The sequence below is a fragment of the Janibacter melonis genome (assembly GCF_003721155.3).
Taxonomy (GTDB): domain Bacteria; phylum Actinomycetota; class Actinomycetes; order Actinomycetales; family Dermatophilaceae; genus Marihabitans; species Marihabitans melonis.
In genome coordinates this window covers 2,787,586-2,805,243 of the sequence record NZ_CP044548.2, presented here as the reverse complement: position 1 = coordinate 2,805,243, position 17,658 = coordinate 2,787,586, and the positions used below count along the sequence as shown (strand labels likewise).

The following is a 17,658-nucleotide window of genomic DNA, read 5'->3' as shown; positions in this document are numbered from 1 at the left end:
GCCCCCTTCGGCGTCGTCGATGGGCACGATGAGCCCATGAGCGACTACTCGACAGGCGACGAGGTCAGCTGGAAGACCTCGCAGGGCACCACCCACGGCACCGTCGTGGAGAAGAAGACGAAGGACTTCCAGCACGACGGGCAGAAGTTCACCGCGAGCGCGGACGAGCCGGCCTACGTCGTGAAGTCCGAGAAGACCGGCGCCACCGCGGCGCACAAGGGCAGCGCGCTGACGAAGAGGTCCTGACCCGCTCCGGGTGAGCCGACGGGTGCGCGGGAGCTAGTGGCGGCCGGGGGCGGCGAAGAGGGCGGCAGCGGCAGCGCCGGCCCGCGCGTCGCGGATGTCGGACCCCACGGCGGCGACCTGGGCGGCGGTGGCCTTGCTGCCGGAGCGCACGAGCGCGCGGGCAGCGGACTTCGCGGTGGCCGGGCGGTCGGCGACGCCGGTGTTGGCCATGAGGACCATCTCGTCGACGACCTGGCGCTCGGTGCGCAGGACGAAGTTGAGCGAGGTGATGCCGCTCGCGCGCTCGGAGACCCCCGCGACCTGACGCCACCGGCCGGCCTCGAACCCGCAGACGTAGTGGACCGCCGTCGCGGGGTCGATCGGCTGCAGCCCGACGGCCCACCACGACGGGGCGCCGGCGAGCATCGCGGCGCGGGCCTCGCGCTCCTCCGCCGCGGGCCGCACCCGCTCCGGCTGGGCCGAGCCGACCATCACCGCCCGTCCGTCGGCGAAGCGGGTGAGGAAGCCCCACTGCCCGAACATGTCCTCGTAGAGCCAGTCGCCGTCGTCCGCCGACGGGCCCCCGTCGGAGGAGAACTCGCCCCCGACCCAGACCGCGGCGTAGGCGGCCCACCGGCCGGCGAGGTCGTCCAGCGCCGGCAGGTCCACCCGCTCGAGCCGGCCCGAGGCGGCCGTGGAGGTCGTCGTGGAGCTCGACCTGGGGCTCGGCGTCGAACTGCCCGACGACGCCGACCCGGGGCCCGACGGCGTGGGGGTGGACGCGCTGCCGGAGCGCTGCAGCGGCTCCGGCTCGCCCGCGCACGCGGCGAGCGGCGCGAGCGCGCCGGCGAGCAGGAGGGAGCGTCGGTCCCACGTCGTGGTGCGCTCGCGCATACGGGCTCGTCCCCCCTTCGTCGCCTCGTCCTCCCCGCAGGATAGGCACGCGCCCGGCCCCCGTCGCCAGGAGCCACGTATCGTGGGCCGCGATGAGCGCAACGGCACGAGGTCTCGTGCGGGCAGGGGTGAGCGCGGCAGCCGTCCTGTCCGTGTCCGCCTGCATGCCCGGGGGCAGCTCGTCGTCGAGCTCGACGAGCGCGGCACCGCCGCCCGCGACCTCCTCCGCCGCCGATGTCCAGCCCGAGATCACCAAGCCCGAGCAGCGCGAGCTCACCCCCGCCCAGGTGCGCAAGGCCCTGCCGCCGGCGAAGGAGATCGGCGACGGGTGGGTCGACAACCGCGTCGTGCCCAGCACGATCTCCTACGACCCGACGAGCTGCGGCGACCTCTTCCTCCAGGGCGAGCAGGCCAAGGCCTTCGCGAAGGAGCACCGCGTCGCCGAGGCCAAGCACGACTACGTCACCGACGGGACCGACGCCGACTACCTCGCCGTCTTCGTCTACTCCTTCGACGAGCCGGTGCCCGTCTCGCTGCTCACCGTCGCCGGCGACGCGATGGGCCGCTGCTCGACCTACGACCTCGTCTACAGCGACGGCCAGACCCAGAGCCAGGAGACCCGCGGGCTGCAGGTGCCCGCCATCGGCGACCGCAGCATGGGGCTGGCCACCGTGAGCGGCAGCGGCTCGACGCTCAACCGGGTCACCGTGCTCTCCGGCCACAGCTATGTCGTCGTCAACTACGTCGGCGACCGATCCGACCCCGGCCCGCTCCTGCGGGACGTCGCCCGGACCACCCTGAAGAGGATGTCGTCATGAGGACACCCGTCGTCGCGGCCACCGCCGCCCTGCTCCTGCTCACGACCGCCTGCGGCGGCGAGGACTCCCCCACCCCGGAGCCGACGAGCTCGACGCCCACCCTGTCCTCGCTCGACGACGAGCAGGTCCAGCGCTACCTGCCCGGCGAGGGCCAGGTGCCCGGCCAGTGGGTCGCCTCCGACGGCGACCCCGATGCCGCCGACGAGCTGACGACGCTGCCGAAGGTCTGCAGCGACATGCTCCTGTCCGGCCGGGTCGGCGAGGACCTGCGCACCGAGCGCACGGGTGCTGCCCGGCGCATCTTCCTGCCCGGCGAGGACGACGGCGGGATCGGCGTGAAGATCACGAGCTATCGCACCGCGGTGCCCGACGAGGTCTTCACCTCGATGGGCGACGCGCTCGAGCAGTGCGGCGAGTACCAGCAGGTGACGAAGAACGGCTCGACGACCTACCTCGCCGAGGCCTCCACAGGTCCCACCTACGGCGACCGCACCTTCCGCGTACGGATGCGCGAGAAGGGCACCGACAAGGTCGTCGAGCGCGTCTTCTTCAGCGTCGGTTCCGCGATCGTCCAGGTCATCGAGACGCACGAGGGCGGCGACTCGGTGCGCACCGGCGGTCTCGAGACCGCGGCGAAGGCCACCGAGTCCAACCTGCGCGACGGCCCCCGCGAGGCGAGCGGCTCGCAGGAGTCCTCGAGCGTCTCGCCGGGCTTCTGATGAGCTGTCGCGCCTCTCTGGCACTGGGCACCGCCGCGCTCGTCCTCGCGGCGAGCGGGTGCGTGGGCCCCTTCGCCCCCGAGCCCGAGGCGCCGAGCACGACGCAGGACCCCGGCGGCCGTCAGCTCGACGAGGCCGCCGCCGAGATCGCCCTGCCGATCGTCGGCGACCTGCCGCCCGAGATCACCATCGACAGCCGACCCGCCTCCGAGGTCGCCGAGCAGCGCACCGAGCCCGACGGGTGCCTCGACGCCAACTTCGCCGGCCCGGCGCGCAAGGCCCTCGACGAGCGCGAGGTCGTCGACGTGACGCGCTCCTACACGCACGCGACGAAGCTCGGCTCCGCGAGCGTGACGATCCGCAGCTACGACACCGAGGTGCCCGACTCGCTCTTCACCGCGGCCGGCAGCGCCGTCGGGCGGTGCTCGCCGATGAAGCGCTTCACGACCTTCGAGGGCGACGACGAGGACGAGGTCGTCGACACCGTGACGATCGAGGGCCTCGGCGTGCCCCAGGTCGGCGAGCGCACGTACTCGACCCGCTTCTCCATCACCGACAGCACCGAGGCGCCGAGCAAGGGCGGGGTCGCGGACTACCTCGCCTTCAAGCGCGGCCACACCCTCGTCACCGTCGTCTACTACGTCGCACCCTCCTCGGAGCGGGTCGACGGGCTGACGAGCACCCTGGCCGGCATCGTCGACCGCAACCTCACGCAGGGCTGACGTGTCTCGTCGCGCGCTCGTGGTCGCCGCCGCCGCCCTCGTGGCGGCGGGGTGCTCCCCCTTCGCCTCCGACGACCCGACGAGCGCGCCGACCACCTCCGCCGCGTCCTCGAGCACCCCGCAGGACCGCCTGCACCAGGTGTACTCGCGCGGTGAGCTCGAGGCCGCCCGGCCCGCCCCGGAGGACCTCGGGCAGGGGTGGGGGCCGCGCGGGGACGCGACGATCGGCGAGATCGACGACGTCGAGAACGTCGACCCTCCCGAGTGCGCCGCGATGATCCTGCGCGGACCCGCGTGGCAGGAGGCGCAGGGCTCTGTCGCCGGACGGACGAGCGAGAACTACACGAAGGGGGACCAGCTCGCCTTCGTCGAGCTGCGCAGCTTCGAGCAGCCCTTCCCCTCGGGGCCCTTCGACGAGGCCGGCGCCGCGCTGGGGCGCTGCGCGACGTGGACCTACGACGGCGCCGACTACGAGACGACGCCGCTGACGATGGAGACCTTCGGCGACCGGTCCTTCGCCGTGCGCCACCACATCACCGGCGTCTCCGGCCGGCCCGACTCCTACATCGACACCCTGCGCTTCTCCGTCGGTCATACCTACGTCGTCGTCGCGGCGTCCTCGACCGACCCGAGCACGCCCGACACCGAGGCGCTGCGCCAGGGCGCCCGCTCGATCCTCACCTCGCTCGAGGAGACGTCATGACCACCCGTCCTGTGCGCGGCACCGCCGCGATCGCCGTCGCCTCGCTCCTGCTCGCCGGGTGCGGGTCCCTCCCCTTCGTCGGTGGCGGCGAGGACTCACCCTCGCCGACGACGACCCCGCCCCGGCAGGTCGAGCCCTACGTCCTCGACGACGAGCAGGCGGCGCGGACGATCCCCGAGCCGCTGCCCGGGTGGGACCGCAGCCAGGTCGACGACACCCCGACGCGGTGGCGCAAGACCGACCCGGCCGAGTGCATCGACGTCCTCCTGCTCGGGCAGCCCCGCCGCGACGCGAAGGCGATGCAGAGCGGGCGCGCCGAGGCGGGGGCGACGACGGGGTCCGGCGAGTCGCTGCGCGTCCTCGGCATCACCGTCGAGAGCCACGAGCAGCCGCTCGACCCGGCGCTGCTCGACCGGGCGGAGCAGGCGCTGCCGCAGTGCTCGGCCTTCGCCTTCTACGGCGAGCAGGCCGGTGCCCAGCTCGACGAGAGGATCTCGGCCGAGCCCCTGGAGGTCGAGCCGGTCGGCCAGCAGTCCCTGGGGGTCCGCAAGAGCCTGCAGTCCAGCGCCGCCAGCGGCGAGCAGAAGACGTACTACCTCGACACGCTCGCGGTGCGCGACGGCAACACCCTCGTCGTCGTCACGCTCACCCACACCGACCCCGACACCGACCTGTCTCCGCTGCGCACGACGGCCCAGGAGGTCATCTCCGCGGTGCCCGAGGCGGCCCGGTGACCCACCGCTCGCGCGTGGCCGTCGTCGCGCTGGCGCTCGTCGCGCTCGCCGGGTGCTCCGGCCAGGACGAGCCCGTCGTCGCGCCGTCGACGACCCCCGCCCCGACGTCGAGCACGAGCAGCGCGACGACCGAGCTCTCCCCCGAGCAGCGCGAGCTCACCGCCCAGCAGGTGCGCGTCGTGCTGCCGCAGGTGCAGGACCTGCCCGGCAGCTGGCGCGAGGTCGACGTGCGCGACACAAGCCGGCTCACCGCCGAGCCGCCGGAGTGCCGCGACCTCTACCTGCGGGGCGAGGCGGCCCAAGGGCTGCGGGACGACCATCTGGGCGTCGCGAGCGCGGCCGCCTTCACCAGCGGCGAGCGGCGGCTCGAGGTCTCGTTGCTGACCTTCGACGAGGTCGTGCCGCAGACGGTGCTCGAGCAGGCCGGTCAGGTCGTCGGCCCGTGCAGCACGCACACGGTCGACCTCGGCGACCGACCGTCGGACGTGGCGGTCAGCGGTCTGCCCGTCGACGAGGTCGGCGACCAGTCCCTCGGGCTGACGACGACCACCGGCGGACGGCCCGAGCAGCGCCTCCTCGTGCGCTCGGGCCACACCCTGCTCGTCGTCGTGCACCGCGGTGACGTCGACGACCCGGGCGCGCTGCTCCACGACGTCGCGCAGGGGATGCTCGACCGGGTGGGCTGAGCCCGCGCTGCGGCCGGTCGGGCCGCGGCTCAGAGGCGCAGCGCGGCCGCAGGGGTGCGGGTCGCGCTCGTGCGCGCGTCCTGCTCGTCGACCCCGGCGACGTCGACCGCCCAGCGCACGCAGCGCTCGAGCGTCGAGGTGCTGCCCGCGATCGACCCCTCCCCCTCCTCGACGACGAGACGCGCGACGCCGTCGCGCACCCGCACCGGCAGCGTGCCGAGGAGGTGGTCGCCGTCGCCCAGACCCGTCGCCGACATCGCGTCGCTCACGAGCACGACCCGGTCCGGCCCGAGGGTCTCGAAGACCATCCGCACGACCTCGGGCGCGACGTGCACGCCGTCGGCGATGACCTCGACGAGGCACTCGCCGCCGGCCGCCGCGGACATCGCGGCGGCCACCGGTCCGCCGGAGCGGTGGTGGAAGGCCGGCATGCCGTTGAAGAGGTGGGTGACCAGGCCGGGAGCGCCGAGCGTGTCGGCGACGAGCCCGAGCGCCGCGCGCACCTGCGCGGCGGGGGCGTCGGTGTGACCGACCGCCGGCACGACGCCGTGCTCGACGAGGGTGCGGACGAAGGGGGCGAGCCCCCCGCTCGTGCGCTCGGGGGCGAAGGTCCAGTGCTTGATCGCGCCGGGGGCGCCGGCGGCGGCGGCGACCCCGACGAGCCGCTCGACGAGCGCCGGGTCGGCGTCGCGGAGCACGTGCGGGTCGTGCGCCCCGCGGCGCACGGTCGACAGGAAGGGCCCCTCGCAGTGGATCCCGCGGATCGCCGAGCTGCGGAGATCCCCCTTCGTCATCGCCGCGGCGACGACCCCCACCTGGCGGGCCATCTCGTCGGGCGTGCCCGAGACGAGGCTCGCGACGACCCCGCCGTCGTGGTGCGCGGCGGCGGCGAGAGTGCCCTCCACGGTGCCGCCGAAGGGCTCCCCGACGGCGCCGTGGACATGGATGTCGAGCACGTCGCCGTGCGGGCTCACTTCACGCTGCCGGCGGTGAGGCCGCCGACGAGGTGCCGCTCGATGATCGCGAAGAGGATGACGACCGGGACGACGGCGATGACCGAGGCCGCGAAGAGCTGGTCCCAGTTCTGCTCGTAGCCGGTGATGTAGGAGCGCATGCCGACCGTCAGCGGTTTCTTGTCGTCGTCGATCATCAGGGTGAGGGCGACGACGTACTCGTTCCACGCGGCGATGAAGGTGAAGATCGTCGCCGTCACCAGACCCGGGCGGGTGAGCGGGAGCATGACGCGCCAAAGCACCTGCATGCGGGTCGCGCCGTCGAGCAGCGCCGCCTCCTCGACCTCGGTCGGGATCGAGGAGAAGAAGCCGTGGAGGATCCACACGGCGAAGGCGAGGTTGAAGCCGGCGTTGGTGAGGATGAGCGCGCCGTAGGTGTTGACCATGTTGAGCTCGAAGAACTGGCGGTAGAGGCCGACGACGAGCGCGGTCGGGCTGAACATCTGGGTGACGAGCACGACGACGAGGAAGATCATCCGCCCGCGGAAGCGGTAGCGGGCCGTCATGTACGCCGCGGGCACCGCGACGAGGACGACGAGGACCGTCGAGCCGATCGCGACGACCAGGCTGGTCTGCAGCCACGCCCGGAAGCGCTCGTCGCCGAGGACCTGGGCGTAGGTGTCCCACTGCCACACCCGCGGCAGGAAGCTCGGCGGGGTCGTCTTGACGTCGCGGCTCGTGCGCAAGGAGTCGAGCACCATGACGACGTAGGGCAGGAGGAAGACGATCGCGACCGCGGCGCCCGCGAGGGTGAGCGGGAGACGACGGCGCGGCGTGGTGGCCTGGACGCTCATCGGGTCTCCTCCTTCCAGCTGACGACCTTCATGTAGATCGCGATGACGACGAGGATGAGGATGACGTTGAAGATGCCCGCGGCCGCGGACATGCCCACGTCCTTCTCCTGGCTCTTGAAGGCGAGCTTGTACATGAAGGTGATCGTCGTGTCGTGCGCGTACCCGGGGTTGCGGTCGTTGAGCGTGTAGACGATCGGGAAGCTGTTGAAGACGTAGATGACGTTGAGGACGCTCGCGACGAGCAGCGCCGGCTTGAGCAGCGGCAGGGTGACATGGCGGTAGCGCTGCCACGGGCTCGCGCCGTCGACGGTCGCGGCCTCCATGACGTCGTCCGGGATCGCGTTGAGGCCCGCGATGAAGACGAAGATCGTGAAGGGGAGCGAGACGAAGACGCCGACGACGATCATCGACGCGAGCGTGAGCCGGTCGTCGCCGAGGAAGTCGATCGAGGTGTCGATGATCCCCACCGAGCGCAGCAGGTGGTTGATCATCCCGTAGTTGTAGTCGTAGAGCAGGACGAAGAGCTGGCTGGTGATGACGAGCGAGGCCGCCCACGGCACGATGACGGCCCACCGCACGAAGCGGCGCCCGGGGAAGTCCTTGACGAGCAGCTGCGCGAGCGCCAGCGAGATGACGATCGTCAGCGCGACGACGACGACGACCCAGACGAGGGTGTTCTTGAGCACCACGCCGAGGGCCGGGTGGTCGAGGACCTTCGTGTAGTTGCTCCACCCGGCGTCACCGGTGCGCAGACCGGTGATCGAGTACTCGCCGCGGCTGGCGCTCACGAGCATGATCGCCGGGAAGAGCACGATGCCGAGGATCAGCGCCGTCGCCGGCGCCAGCCAGAGCCAGGCCTGCGCCGAGCTGACCTGACCGACCTGCCGGCGACGGCGCCGTCCTCGGGTGGTCACTGCTGGGACTCGGCGGTCTTCTGGAGCTCGTCGAGCACGGCCTTCGGGTCGCCGTCGGCGGACACGGCGCCGCCGAGGTTCTGCTGGACCGCGAGCTTGACCTTGTCCCACGTCGGGTCGTCGGTCGGGGTGAGCTGCGCGTTGGGCAGGGTGTCGAGGTAGACCTTGAGGTCCTCGTCGTCGGCGAACTCCTCGACGCCGGACTTGGTCACGGGCAGGAAGCCCTCCTTCTCGATGAAGGTGTTGACCTGGTCGGGCTGGTAGTACAGCTCGTAGAACTTCTTCACCGCGTCCTCGTTGCCGTCCTTCTTGAAGGCCATGAGGTAGTCGGTGACGCCGAAGGTCTTCGAGTCCGTGCCGTCGTTGCTCGGGAAGGGCGCGGCCTCGTAGTCGACCTTGTCCTCCTCGTCGAGCTGGGCGGCGAGCGGGCTGAAGCCGACGACCATGCCGGCCTTGCCGGAGGCGAAGAGGTCGAAGGCGTCGGCACGGTTGGTCTTGCCGGGGTTGTTCTGGGTGACCTTGTCGTCGGTCATCTTCTTGAGGAAGCTCAGCGTCTCGACGTTCTTGTCAGAGTTGATCGTCCAGCCGGAGTCGTCCTTCCACGTGCCGCCGTTGTTGAACAGCCACATGGAGAACTCGCCCTGGCTCTCCTCCGGGCCGAGCGGCAGGGCGTAGCCCGCGGTGCCGTCGCCCAGAGCGGAGACCTTCTTCGCGTCCTCGGCGAGCTCGTCCCACGTCTTCGGCGGGGCGTCGATACCGGCCTTGTCGAAGAGGTCCTTGTTGTAGAAGAGCGCGCGGGCGCTGGAGAGGTCGGGGAAGCCGTAGAACTTGTCCTCGTAGGTCCCGTACTTGACGAAGGTGTCGAGGATGTCGCCCTGGACCTCGTCGCTGAGCACCTCGTCGGCGCTGTAGAGCAGGTCGTCCTTCGCGTAGCTCGCGTAGGCGTTGAGGTTGAGGATGTCCGGCGCCTGGTTGTTCTGGATCATCGTCGAGGACTGCTGGTCGATGTTGTCCCAGCTGATGATCTGGACCTCGAGGTCGTAGCCGGTCTCGTCCTTGTACTTCTTGGCGAAGTCGTCCCAGAACGCCTTCGTGTTGTCCTTCGAGTACTCGGCCGCGACGAGCTTGATCGACGTCGCCTTCTCGCCGTCCCCGCCGCCGCCGTCGGCGCTCCCCGCGCCGGTGCCGCCGCCGCAGGCGGCCAGTCCGAGCGTGCCGGCGGTCAGCGCCGCCAGGACCAGTGACTTCTTCGTCATGACTCTCCCTTGTCGACGGCGGCCGACGTGCCGGACCCGCCCTCAGGTGAGAGGCTGCGGGCGGCAGAGCGGGCGTGGTGCTCGCCTCGCCGGTCGCGCTATGGGGGACAACCTAGGCCTGGCATGCCCTCTGCGCAAGGACGTTCGTGCGTGCTCGTGTCACGAAACGCGCACGCTCGATCACACGATGTGGACCTGCACCCCGACCGCCGTCATCGCCTGCAGCTGCTTCTCCGCGACCGCGGCACCCTCGCCCTCCGGGCGGGTCGTCACGAGGTGGGTGATCTGGGCTGCACCGCAGATCGACGCGAAGCCGCGCGTGCCGAGCTTGACGGCGGTGGTGACGACGACGACCTCGCCGGCCCGGGCGATCATGCCCCGGATGAGGGCGGCCTCGTCCTCGAGGTCGCAGGTCGCCCCCTCGCGCACGGTGAGACCCGTGACCCCGACGACGGCCGTGTCGAGCCACAGCTGCTCGAGCGCCTGCATCGCGATCGGCCCGGTCGTCTCGAAGGACTCCGGTCGGGCGACCCCGCCCAGGCTCACGCACCGCACGTGCTGGCGGAGCACCGCCTCGGCGGCGATGTTGAGGGCGTTGGTGACGATGCTCAGACCCGGGGCCGCGAGCAGCTCCTCACGCGCCGTGAGGGCGCGGGCGACCGCGGTCGTCGTCGTGCCGCCGTTGAGGCCGACGACCTGACCGGGCCGCACGAGCTCGGCGACCTTCGCGCCGATCCGGGCGAGGGACTCGTCGCCCTGGCTGGAGCGGTAGCGGTAGGGCAGCTCGTAGGCGATCGAGGCGGCGACGACGCCGCCGTGCTGGCGGGTGACGAGCTGGCGTCGGGCGAGCTCGGCGAAGTCGCGGCGCACCGTCGCCTCGCTCACCCCGAGCCGCTCGGCGGTCTCGGTCACCCCGAGGCGGCCGGTCGTCGCGAGCAGGTCGAGCATCGCCGACCAGCGGCCCGATCGGGTGGCCGGCGGCGTGCCCGAGGGCGCGTCGGGCAGGGCGGTGCCGGCGCCGGGGCCCGGACGGTGGCGCGGCACTGCGTCGTCTGCCATGGTCAGATGGTAGCGGCAGTGGACGTGCGCGCTTGTGCGCGATTAGGCTAATAACTGAGCATCAGCGATCAGCACGGTGGATCGCGCCGACCGACGCCTCAGGAGCTGCACCATGACCGATCCCCGTACCCACCTGGCCCGCGAGGTCGAGGGGCAGCCGCAGGACTGGGAGCGGACCGCCGCTCGGCTGCCGGAGGTGGCCGACCTCCTCCCCCGCCCGGGCGAGCGCGTCGCGACGATCGGGTGCGGCACGTCGTGGTTCATGGGCCAGGCCTACGCCGCACGGCGCGAGGAGCTCGGGCAAGGCCTCACCGACGCGTGGGCGGCCAGCGAGCACCGTCTCGACCGCGGTTACGACCGGGTCGTCGTCATCTGCCGCTCGGGCACGACGACCGAGGTGGCCGAGGTCGTCGAGCAGCTGCGCGCCGCCGGCACCCCCCACGTCAGCCTCGTCGCGACGCCGGGCACGCCCGTCTTCGAACGCTCGGAGTCGACGATCTCGATGGCGGACGTCGACGAGCAGTCCGTCGTGCAGACCCGCTTCGCCACCTCGACCCTCGCCCTGCTGCGCGCGAGCCTGGGCGACGACCTCTCCCGCGCCGTCTCCGACGCCCGCGAGGTGCTCGCCCAGGACGTCGCCGACCTCGGCCCGCTGCTCACCGCCGAGCAGGTGACCTTCCTCGGGCAGGGCTGGACGGTCGGCCTGGCCCACGAGGCAGCCCTGAAGCTGCGCGAGTCCGCGCAGTTCTGGGCCGAGTCCTACCCGGCCATGGAGTACCGCCACGGCCCGATCAGCATCGCGACGGGCGGCCGCGCCGTCTGGGGCATCGGCGACCTGCCGCAGGGCCTGGCCGAGCAGGTCGCGGCGACCGGTGCGCACGTCGAGCACCGCGACCTCGACCCCATGGCCGAGCTCGTGCGCGTGCACCGGCTGTGCATGGCGCGCGCCGAGGCCCTGGGCGTCGACCCAGACCAGCCGCGCCACCTCACCCGCTCGATCGTCCTCGACGAGAGCTGACCGCCGCGATGGGCGCCGTCGACCTCGTCTCCGTCCTGCGCCCGGCCCGTGAGGGCGGGACCGGCGTCGCGGCCTTCAACGTCATCCAGCTCGAGCACGCCGAGGCGTACGCGACGGCCGCCGAGGCCACGGGCCTGCCGGTCGTCATGCAGATCAGCGAGAACTGCGTGCGCTACCACGGGTCGCTACGCCCGCTCGCGCTCGCGACCCTCGCGATCGCCGAGGACTGCGCCCAGCCCGTCGTCGTCCACCTCGACCACGCCGTCTCCGTCGAGCTCGTCCGCGAGGCGCTCGACCTCGGCATCACCTCGGTGATGTACGACGGCTCGACCCTGCCCGACGAAGCCAACCGGGAGACCACCCGCCAGGTGGCCGGCTGGTGCGCTGCAGCGGGTGCCAGCCTCGAGGCCGAGCTCGGCGAGGTCGGCGGCAAGGACGGCGTGCACGCCCCGGGGGCGCGCACAGACCCCGCCGATGCCGCCCGCTTCGTCGAGGACACCGGCGTCGACGCCCTCGCTGTGGCGGTCGGCAGCTCGCACGCGATGACCGAGCGCACCGCCCGTCTCGACGAGGACCTCGTGGCCGCGATCGCCGCCCAGGTGCCGGTGCCGCTCGTCCTGCACGGCTCGAGCGGGGTCCCCGACGACGGTCTCGTCGGCGCGGTCCGGGCGGGGATGACGAAGATCAACATCGCGACGCACCTCAACTCCGTCTTCACGCAGGCGATGTCGGCCCGTCTCGCCGACCGCCCGACCGTCGACACCCGCGCCTACCTCGGCGCCGGCCGAGACGCGGTGGCCGCCGAGGCCGAGCGCCTCCTGCGCCTCCTCGCCCTGCGCCCCTGACCCTCCCCCTTCGCCGAACCCCGCTCCACGTCCGCGAGCCCCGGTCCTCGCCGGCCCGCGAAGAGCGGCCCTCACGGACCAGGAGCGGTGCTCAGCGGGAAGGGTGGCAGATCGAGGCGCGAAGGGGGCGAGCCCCCTCGGTGGTCGAGGTACGGACGCCGTCGGGCCTGAGCCTCGAGACCGCCGCCACCACCCCACCCGCAGACGCCTCCCCTTCGCCGAACCCCGCTCGCAGTCCGCGAGCCCCGGTCCTCGCCGGCCCGCGAAGAGCGGGCCTCACGGACCAGGAGCGGTGCTCAGCGGGAAGGGTGGCAGGTCGAGGGGCGAAGGGGGCGGCGCGCGAGCCCCTCAGAGACGCGTGATCTCGACCTGTGTCTCGAGACGGGCGACGTCGTCGGGGTCGACCTCGCCGGCGACCGGGCGCAGCACGGCGGCGGCGGACCAGGCGACGCCGGCGCGCAGGGCCAGCTCCCAGTCCGGCTCCCGCGGGCCCAGGTGGGCGGCGAGCGCGGCGGTGAGCGCGTCGCCCGCGCCCGTGGGGTTGCCCCGGACCGGCTCGGGCAGGCGGGCGGACCAGCCGGCGACACCGTCCCCGTCGCGGACCGCGAGGACGAGGCCCCGTGCGCCGTCGGAGACGACCGCGCACCACGCGCCGAGGTCGAGCAGGGCGGCCGCGCACGCCGCCGCGTCGAGCGCGCCGTCGCCGAGGCTCTCGCGCGCCTCGGAGAGGTTGGGCTTGGCGAGCAGCCGCCAGCCCTCCCTCCGCACGGTCTCCAGCGCCACCAGCAGGTCCTCGCCCCGCGCGTCGGCGACGAGCGCGCAGCCCGCGGCGGCGCCGGTCCGCAGCAGCCGGGTGACGACCCCGTCGGGCGACCCGGGAGCGACGGACCCCGAGACGACGAGCGCGTCGGACCCGTCGCACGCTCGCGCGAGCGCCTCGACGAGCGCGTCCCACGTCTGCGACGGCGGCGCCTCGCCCTCCTCGTTGAGCACCGTCGCCTCGCCGTCGGCGTCGACGGCGGCGACCGACCGCCGCGTCGGCACCGGGCTGGGGACGAGCACTGCGGGCACCCCCCGACGGGCGAGATCGGTCTCGAAGGTCGCGGCGCTCTCCGGACCGACCGCGAGGATGGCGGTCGCGGGCACGCCGAGCGCGGAGGCGACCGCGGCGACGTTGACCCCCTTGCCCCCTGCGCGGGCGGTGACACGGGTGAGGCGGTGGCTCTCGCCGACGACGACCCGGCCGACGTGGCCGGTGACGTCGAGCGCGGGGTTGGGCGTGACGGTGACGATCATCGGGCGCTCCTCACGAGGTCGGCGGCCAGGCACGCGGCGCCGAGCGCCCCGGCGCGGTCACCCAGGGCGGCGGGGGCGACCTCGAGGTCGGTCCGCCCGGGCAGGCGAGCGGCGAGCGCGGAGCGAAGGGGGTCGAGCAGCAGGTCACCGGAGAGCACGAGACCGCCACCGACGAGCAGCAGACGGGTGCCCGCCGCGGAGATCACCGGTGCGAGCACGAGGGCGAGGTCCTCGACCGCCTGCTGCCAGATCTGCACCGCAGCCGGGTCGCCCTGAGCGACCGCACCGGCGAGGTGCTCGGCGTCGCGCTCCTCACCGCTCGCGGCGCTCCACGCGCGACCGAGCGCCGCCGCGCTCGCGACGGCCTCGAGGCAGCCCTTCGCCCCGCAGCCGCACACGGGCCCGCCCGGGCGCACGACGACGTGACCGACCTCGCCGGTCCACGGCGACCCGGCGACGACCTGACCGCCCGTCATCTGGGCCGCGGCGATGCCGGTGCCCAGGGGGAGGAAGACGACGTCGTCCACACCGCGCGCGGCCCCCAGGCGGTGCTCCGCGAGCAGGCCAGCGCGCACGTCGTGGCCGCTCGTCACCGGTACGTCGAGGTGCTCGGCGAGCAGCTGGGTGAGGGGCAGGTCGCTCCAGCCGAGGTTCGCCGACCACCGGGCGATGCCGACGACCTCCTCGACCAGGCCCGGCACGACGACCGCGAGCGCGCCCGCGGGCACCCCGGCCTCGTCCTCGAGGTCGCGGCGCAGACCGGCGGCGACGCGGCCGAGCTCGGGACCCGGACGGCTCGGCGTGGGGACGACCTTGGCGGCGAGCACCTCGCCCTCGCCGTCGACGAGCACGGACTTGATGCGGGTGCCGCCGACGTCGACCCCGACGACGGCGCTGCGGTCGATGGGGTCGGTCACGCGCTCATCGTAGGTGTGCTCAGCGGACCCCATACCTCGTGCGGAGGTAGGCCACGCGGTCGGCGTTGCCGGCCAGGTAGTCGCGCAGCGGACGGGATCGCTCGAGGTAGTTGACGTACCCGCCCGAGGAGCGCGACCCCAGGGCTGAGTGGGCCGCGTCGACGACGTCAGCGGCCGCCGACCACGCCGTCGCCGAGCTCGACGACAGCCCGAGGTACCACTGCACCGTCGCCGTGTGGGCGCGCCACGGGAAGGCGGTGTCGTCGCGCTCGAGGTCCTGCACCCGGCCGTCGAGCGGGTCGAGGATCGCCGCTCCCGTGCCGCCGCTACGTGCCCGCCGAGCCATCACCCCGACGACGGCCTCGGCCGTGCCCGTCGTCATCACCCGCAGCACGTCCGACCCGGCGTAGAAGCTCTCGCGCGCCGAGGTCGTCCCGCCCCCGAGCAGCCGCACCCCGTCGAGGTAGTCGGTGCTGCGCGTCGACCGCGACGTCGGCGAGACCCCGACGGCGCGCACGAGCGCCTCGGCCTGGGCCGCCTCCTGACCCGCGGCGCACACCCCGACGACCCGGACGCGGACCCCCTTCGAGCCCATCGCCTCGACGTGGGCGCTCCCCCAGACCGACCGGGGCGCCGCGGCCTGCCACCGGGACCACCCGGTGAGGACGCGCACCGCGGCCGAGGTGGGGAAGGTGAGGAAGAAGAAGCCGGTGCGCCGGGTCGCGTGGGTCCGGTAGCGCCACACCGTGACGACACCCAGGCCGGTCCCGCCGCCGCGCAGCGCCCAGAAGAGCGAGCTGCCGTTCGTCGCGTCGACCCGGTGCACCGACCCGTCGCGGGTGACCACCGTGGCACCGACGACGGCGTCGCTCGTCAGGCCGTGCGCGCGCGAGTCCACGCCCAGCCCGCCGCCGAGGGTCAGCCCCCCGGCGCCGACGGTGGGGCAGCTGCCCGTGGGGATCGAGCGACCACGGGCGGCGAGCGCGGACTTCACCGGGTAGAGGGTCGCCCCTCCCCCGACGCTCGCCGTCGTGCCCGACAGCGAGACCGAGTCGAGCGCGCGCAGGTCGAGGACCATGGCGTCGGTGCGGGTCGACGCGCCGACGTAGGAGTGGCCGCCGCCCCGGACGACCGCGCGCACGCCGCGGCTGCGGGCGAAGTCGACGGCCTCGCTGACGTCGGCGGTGCTGCGCACCCGCACGACCGCGGCCGGGCTCACGCCGTCCCACCTGGGGTTGAAGAGCCTGCGGGCGCTCGAGTACGCGCTGTCGCCCGGGGTGAGGACGTCACCGCTGATCGCCCGGTCGAGGGCCTGCCAGTCGGCGGCGGTGGTGCGCGTGGTGCGACGCACGAAGGGGGCGGCGACCGCCCCGGTCGTCGCGAGGGTCGAGGTCGCTGCGAGCGCCCCGGCCAGGACCGTCCGGCGGGTGGGAGCGGCGCCGGTGCCGCGCTGCTGCTGGCTCATGCCCCCTCAGACGCCGCAGCGCGCGTGTCGGTTGTGCAGATGCGCCGGGCGGTCTCGCCGCGGCCGCGACGGCGCGAGGCTCAGCCCTGCTCGGGCAGCCAGGCGATCTCGCCGTGCGCGTAGACGACCTCGCCGGCGGCGCCGGCCCACACGTCAGCCCAGCCGCCCTCGTCCTCGTCGTGGACCCAGGCGGCCCGCTCGTCGGCGAGCACGGCGGAGACCTCCGTCGCCTCGAACCAGCGCGGCGGGCACCCGCCGTGGCCCCCGCACCCGCAGCTCTCGTGCACGAGCCGTGCACCCTCCACGAGGAGGCGGCGCGCGTCGTCGGCCGTGACGTCGTCGCGCACCTTCCGCAGAGGCGCCCCCTCGGGGTCGAAGAGCTCGCCGGCCCGGTTGTACGTGCCGGGGCGCACGGCGTGCCTCCCGGTCGTCGAGGCCTCCTGCTCGCTCCACGTGGGCTGGCGGACCATCTCGGCGAAGGTCGGCCGGTCGTGGCGACGGCTCATGACAGCGCCCTCAGCGCCAGGCCGGCTGGGGCGGAGCCACCGGGGCCGGCGCGGTCGGGCGCGGCACGACGGTGCGCTGCACGCCGAGGCGCCGGGCGAGCAGGAGCAGCGCGGTCGTCGCGACGGCGACGGCGACCCACGACACGAGCGTCGCGGCCCACGTGCTCGTCGTGCTCGTGTCGATGAAGCTCGCGGCGAGGTCGCCGAAGAGGATCGCGTAGCCGATGGCGAAGAGGTTGTTCACCGCGTGGAGCACGACGGCGGCCTCGAGACCACCGGTGCGCCAGGTGAGGATGACCATGCCCGTCGCCATGCCCATGAGGTCGAGGAGCACCCACACGTCGAGCGAGCCGTGGGCGAGGGCGAAGAGCGCCGAGGAGACGAGGACCGACGCGACGAGCGCGGCCCAGCGGTGACGGAAGGCCGCGCCCATCTGCTGCATGATCCAGCCGCGGAAGAGGTACTCCTCGCCGGCGCTCTGCAGCGGCGTCGTGAGGAGCATGAGGACGAGCAGGAGAACCCAGTGCTCGGGCCGCTGCGCGGCGTCGCCGAGCCCGCCGCCGGCCGCGCTCGTCGGCAGCACGGCGCTGACGAGGACGACGTACCCGCCCCACAGCGGCACGAGGAGCAGGGCGCACCAGCCCGCCCAGCCCCACCGGAAGCGCCCGACGACCGAGGACAGGAAGCCCGGTCGTACCCGGTGCACGAGCCACGTCGTCAGGCCGGCGAGCGGGATGAGCGCGGCGAGCATGAGGTTCTGCGTCGCGAAGACGAAGGGGTCGTCCATCCGCAGCATCGCGCTCTCGTCGGCCAGGACGGCGTCGAGGTCGCCCCCGGAGATGACGACCAGCCCGATGACGAGGACGATCCCGAAGCCGATGGTGATCGCGAGGAAGCCGGCGAGCACGGTGAGCAGCGCGACGACCGGCCGCCACCACGACTGCCCCGGGCCGGTGAGCGCGAGGTGGTACTCGGCGCCGTCGGCGAGCACCGGGGGCGCCGGGGCGGGCGGGGTCCACTGCGGTGCGGGCTGCATCTGCGGGTAGGCCTGCTGCGTCATGCCCCTGATCCTCC

The 17,658-nt window shown here is 73.5% G+C and carries 20 protein-coding genes; 9 read left to right on the top strand and 11 right to left on the bottom strand.

The features are described 5' to 3' along the window. Nucleotides 1-36 precede the first annotated feature (36 nt). Nucleotides 37-246 (top strand): hypervirulence associated TUDOR domain-containing protein, encoded by a 210-nt coding sequence (locus EEW87_RS13450; protein WP_123092550.1) that lies wholly within the window; start codon nucleotides 37-39, stop codon nucleotides 244-246. 33 nt (nucleotides 247-279) lie between these two features. On the opposite strand, the gene EEW87_RS13445 is transcribed toward EEW87_RS13450, so the two are convergent. Next, nucleotides 280-1,119: a hypothetical protein gene (locus tag EEW87_RS13445; protein WP_123092551.1), complete on the bottom strand. Its 840-nt coding sequence runs from the start codon at nucleotides 1,117-1,119 to the stop codon at nucleotides 280-282. Nucleotides 1,120-1,211: 92 nt separating this feature from the next. On the opposite strand from EEW87_RS13445, the gene EEW87_RS13440 reads away from it, so the two are divergent. From EEW87_RS13440 to EEW87_RS13415, 6 genes are read left to right on the top strand one after another with little or no spacing between them, the layout of a single operon-like run. Then, nucleotides 1,212-1,937, top strand: coding sequence for a hypothetical protein (locus tag EEW87_RS13440; RefSeq protein WP_148041595.1), 726 nt, complete (start codon nucleotides 1,212-1,214; stop codon nucleotides 1,935-1,937). Further along, the gene (locus tag EEW87_RS13435; protein WP_123092553.1) at nucleotides 1,934-2,656 is read left to right on the top strand and encodes a hypothetical protein; all 723 of its coding nucleotides are present in this window, start codon (nucleotides 1,934-1,936) and stop codon (nucleotides 2,654-2,656) included. The genes EEW87_RS13440 and EEW87_RS13435 overlap by 4 nt, the downstream gene beginning before the upstream one ends. Continuing rightward, a complete protein-coding gene (locus EEW87_RS13430; RefSeq protein ID WP_123092554.1) occupies nucleotides 2,656-3,378 on the top strand; it encodes a hypothetical protein in 723 nt (240 codons plus the stop codon). Before EEW87_RS13435 ends, EEW87_RS13430 begins: the two co-directional genes overlap by 1 nt. Before the next feature lies 1 nt (nucleotide 3,379). Beyond that, entirely contained in the window at nucleotides 3,380-4,081 is a 702-nt protein-coding gene (locus EEW87_RS13425) for a hypothetical protein (protein WP_123092555.1), read from the top strand. After that, on the top strand, nucleotides 4,078-4,815 hold the full coding sequence (locus EEW87_RS13420) for a DUF5642 family protein (protein WP_123092556.1): 738 nt from the start codon (nucleotides 4,078-4,080) through the stop codon (nucleotides 4,813-4,815). The genes EEW87_RS13425 and EEW87_RS13420 overlap by 4 nt, the downstream gene beginning before the upstream one ends. Then, nucleotides 4,812-5,501 carry a hypothetical protein gene (locus EEW87_RS13415; protein WP_123092557.1) on the top strand — a complete coding sequence of 230 codons (690 nt, stop codon included), beginning with the start codon at nucleotides 4,812-4,814 and terminating at the stop codon, nucleotides 5,499-5,501. The genes EEW87_RS13420 and EEW87_RS13415 overlap by 4 nt, the downstream gene beginning before the upstream one ends. 29 nt (nucleotides 5,502-5,530) lie before the next feature. On the opposite strand, the gene EEW87_RS13410 is transcribed toward EEW87_RS13415, so the two are convergent. The 5 genes from EEW87_RS13410 to EEW87_RS13390 form a co-directional block, all read right to left on the bottom strand. Beyond that, a complete protein-coding gene (locus tag EEW87_RS13410; RefSeq protein ID WP_123092558.1) occupies nucleotides 5,531-6,475 on the bottom strand; it encodes an N-acetylglucosamine-6-phosphate deacetylase in 945 nt (314 codons plus the stop codon). Then, a complete protein-coding gene (locus EEW87_RS13405) occupies nucleotides 6,472-7,308 on the bottom strand; it encodes a carbohydrate ABC transporter permease (protein ID WP_123092559.1) in 837 nt (278 codons plus the stop codon). The genes EEW87_RS13410 and EEW87_RS13405 overlap by 4 nt, the downstream gene beginning before the upstream one ends. Next, nucleotides 7,305-8,222, bottom strand: coding sequence for a carbohydrate ABC transporter permease (locus EEW87_RS13400; protein ID WP_123092560.1), 918 nt, complete (start codon nucleotides 8,220-8,222; stop codon nucleotides 7,305-7,307). The genes EEW87_RS13405 and EEW87_RS13400 overlap by 4 nt, the downstream gene beginning before the upstream one ends. After that, the gene (locus EEW87_RS13395; RefSeq protein ID WP_224766997.1) at nucleotides 8,219-9,478 is read right to left on the bottom strand and encodes an extracellular solute-binding protein; all 1,260 of its coding nucleotides are present in this window, start codon (nucleotides 9,476-9,478) and stop codon (nucleotides 8,219-8,221) included. Before EEW87_RS13395 ends, EEW87_RS13400 begins: the two co-directional genes overlap by 4 nt. Nucleotides 9,479-9,658: 180 nt before the next feature. Next, entirely contained in the window at nucleotides 9,659-10,537 is an 879-nt protein-coding gene (locus EEW87_RS13390; RefSeq protein WP_123092561.1) for a DeoR/GlpR family DNA-binding transcription regulator, read from the bottom strand. 112 nt (nucleotides 10,538-10,649) lie between these two features. Between EEW87_RS13390 and EEW87_RS13385 the strand changes: the two genes are divergently transcribed. Both EEW87_RS13385 and EEW87_RS13380 read left to right on the top strand, forming a co-directional pair. Then, entirely contained in the window at nucleotides 10,650-11,555 is a 906-nt protein-coding gene (locus EEW87_RS13385; RefSeq protein ID WP_123092562.1) for an SIS domain-containing protein, read from the top strand. 8 nt (nucleotides 11,556-11,563) lie between these two features. Next, complete coding sequence (locus EEW87_RS13380; protein WP_123092563.1) at nucleotides 11,564-12,400, top strand: class II fructose-bisphosphate aldolase; 837 nt, start codon at nucleotides 11,564-11,566, stop codon at nucleotides 12,398-12,400. A gap of 348 nt (nucleotides 12,401-12,748) precedes the next feature. On the opposite strand, the gene EEW87_RS13375 is transcribed toward EEW87_RS13380, so the two are convergent. The 5 genes from EEW87_RS13375 to EEW87_RS13355 all read right to left on the bottom strand — a co-directional run bounded on the left by EEW87_RS13375 (nucleotide 12,749) and on the right by EEW87_RS13355 (nucleotide 17,644). Further along, nucleotides 12,749-13,696: a 1-phosphofructokinase family hexose kinase gene (locus tag EEW87_RS13375; RefSeq protein WP_123092564.1), complete on the bottom strand. Its 948-nt coding sequence runs from the start codon at nucleotides 13,694-13,696 to the stop codon at nucleotides 12,749-12,751. Continuing rightward, nucleotides 13,693-14,613 (bottom strand): ROK family protein, encoded by a 921-nt coding sequence (locus EEW87_RS13370; protein WP_240341602.1) that lies wholly within the window; start codon nucleotides 14,611-14,613, stop codon nucleotides 13,693-13,695. Before EEW87_RS13370 ends, EEW87_RS13375 begins: the two co-directional genes overlap by 4 nt. Before the next feature lie 19 nt (nucleotides 14,614-14,632). Further along, nucleotides 14,633-16,078 (bottom strand): FAD-binding oxidoreductase, encoded by a 1,446-nt coding sequence (locus EEW87_RS13365; protein ID WP_123092566.1) that lies wholly within the window; start codon nucleotides 16,076-16,078, stop codon nucleotides 14,633-14,635. Nucleotides 16,079-16,158: 80 nt separating this feature from the next. Beyond that, nucleotides 16,159-16,584 (bottom strand): hypothetical protein, encoded by a 426-nt coding sequence (locus EEW87_RS13360; RefSeq protein WP_163562458.1) that lies wholly within the window; start codon nucleotides 16,582-16,584, stop codon nucleotides 16,159-16,161. A 10-nt stretch (nucleotides 16,585-16,594) separates the two neighbouring features. Further along, nucleotides 16,595-17,644 (bottom strand): CPBP family intramembrane glutamic endopeptidase, encoded by a 1,050-nt coding sequence (locus tag EEW87_RS13355; protein ID WP_123092567.1) that lies wholly within the window; start codon nucleotides 17,642-17,644, stop codon nucleotides 16,595-16,597. Nucleotides 17,645-17,658 lie beyond the last annotated feature (14 nt).